The sequence below is a fragment of the Martelella alba genome (assembly GCF_005217455.1).
Taxonomy (GTDB): Bacteria; Pseudomonadota; Gammaproteobacteria; order Enterobacterales; family Enterobacteriaceae; genus Acerihabitans.
In genome coordinates this window covers 1-2,219 of record NZ_SZPQ01000103.1, presented here as the reverse complement: position 1 = coordinate 2,219, position 2,219 = coordinate 1, and the positions used below count along the sequence as shown (strand labels likewise).

General features: G+C 34.0%; 2 protein-coding genes. One reads left to right on the top strand and one right to left on the bottom strand.

Going from position 1 to position 2,219, the window contains the following annotated elements:
* The first annotated feature begins 504 nt into the window (after positions 1-504).
* The gene (locus FCN80_RS25660) at positions 505-1,617 is read left to right on the top strand and encodes a glycosyltransferase (RefSeq protein ID WP_170975534.1); all 1,113 of its coding nucleotides are present in this window, start codon (positions 505-507) and stop codon (positions 1,615-1,617) included.
* 62 nt (positions 1,618-1,679) lie between these two features.
* Here the strand turns inward: FCN80_RS25660 and FCN80_RS25655 are convergent.
* Positions 1,680-2,219, bottom strand: a 540-nt coding sequence (locus tag FCN80_RS25655; RefSeq protein WP_136993161.1) for a tail fiber assembly protein, incomplete at its 5' end; no start/stop codon positions are given.

Genomic DNA, 2,219 nt, shown 5'->3' with positions numbered 1-2,219 from the left:
TATGGAAACTGCCAGCCCATTCCCCGGAGGAAAACATGGTCAGGCAAAAGTGTAGCGGTATTAGGCGCAGCTATTTAATGTGTACAAAATTGGTGAGACAATGAAAATATGTTATTATAATTGGGTTGATTTTGATGATGAGTTAAAACGAGGTGTAGGTGTATCTGTTTATCAAAAAAATCTAATAAATAATTCTGCGAAGCTCGGAAATGACATTTACTTTATATCCTCTGGAAGTTATTATACACCGCCCTTCAATAAAACCTTTTATAAAATAGTTAAAAAAAAGCGAGGATATATAACTCTCAGGTTTTAGCGCCGTCTTATACTTCCTTCGGAAGTGCAACTCAAATACACAATGATATAGTAGAGAGTATTTTTATAGAATTAATAAATGCCTTTCATGGATTCGACATAATTCATTTCAACAATCTAGAGGGTATTCCTGTCAACCTATTAAAAAAAATCAAGGAAAACTTTCCTGAGACAAAAATTGTTTTTTCTGTGCATAATTATTATCCTTTTTGTCCACAAGTGAATTTGTGGAGAGATGAAAAAGTAAATTGCATCGATTACAAGAACGGACATAATTGCCTAAATTGCATTCATGAAATCCCAAACCCCAATGGTGTTAAAAAAGCCCTCTTTCTAGGTGATTTGTTAAGAACGTTTAATATAAAAACTGACACTCATCTATTCAACACATTATGGTCAATTGCTATAAAATTTAATGCCTTAATCTATAAATTCAAAAAAAAATCTAAGAATTTCAATGAAAAATTAGATACATTAGAGAAAATTGAATATTTTTCCCAAAGAAGAAGTTTTTTTGTCGACTCAATAAATGATTATGTCGATACTGTTCTTCCTGTATCAAAACGAGTCGAAGATATATGTATAAACTATGGCATAAAGAAAAAATTATGTCATACTGTATATATTGGTACAGAACATAGCACCAAATTTAATGAAAATAAAGATAAGCCTTTTCTAGCCTTCGATGGCATAATGACTATTTGTTATATGGGGTACATGAGAAATGACAAAGGATTTGAATTTTTTTTAAAGGGCCTCTCATCTATTGATGAAAATATATCAAAAAACATAAGAATTGTTATAGCAGCAAAGAAAAATGACTATTTTTTTGATCGTCTAATAAAAACTTCAAGAAGATACCATTCCTTGTGTTATTATAATGGGTACACACATTCTAATCTAGATGAAATTTTGTCCGAAGTCGATCTTGGTATCATCCCGCCACTATGGGAGGATAACTTACCACAGGTAGCGATCGAAATACACTCCCGACATATACCAATACTCAGCAGTAGCGCTGGCGGGGCGAGTGAAATTCATCGAAGGAATCCAGATTTCACATTCAAGGTCGGATCAATCATAGATTTCAAGAATAAACTTACTAGCATTTATAATAAAAAGTGTGACATGCAATATTTTGCAAATGCAATGACACCAATATCAATGCATGCTCATATAGAAGAGCTAATGACTATATATACAAATATTATTTCTGATAAAAAAACAATTTCCTCGCTCGAAAAAAAAGACAGATTTAAAAATTCACAAACTTCTGAAACTGTTATTTCTAAAGCATCATAATAACTAAAACCCGTGTCTTCACGGGTTTTAATCTCCGATAATAATCATATTATCCTAATACACTACACTGGCTTATCCGGCCATGTTATATCCATTGGATTATTAACATCAATTTCTTGAAGTTCTTTAATATAGTTTATCCATGTCGTCAGCGATGTTTTGTCAGCATCAGTTATATTCCCTAATGATAACTCTGTTTGCCAGATACTTATTGTGTTTTTAGCATCAGATAGTAACTCTGATTGAGTATTTTTCGCTGCCGTTATTTCTGCATTTTTTTGTGCGGTTGTGTCGGTAACCCATGAACCATCAGTCCACACATCGTAATCAGTCGAAGGCTTTAGGGTTGTGAAACCTTCGTTTATCGGTCCGACATAATCAACGGTTGATGCTAAGCGATCAGTGGTAGAATAGACTGTTTTACCGCGATTATCGACGACCATAGACCATGTGTTGGCAGAAAATACTGCCACATATCCAGACTCGACAGCGGGCGGAGCTACTGACGTCGCGCCAGCAGAAACTCCGGTACCCGTTGTTACCCATTCGTCAACATCACCTATATAGATTCCGTTATTATCATATTGATAGGTTTTTATAAA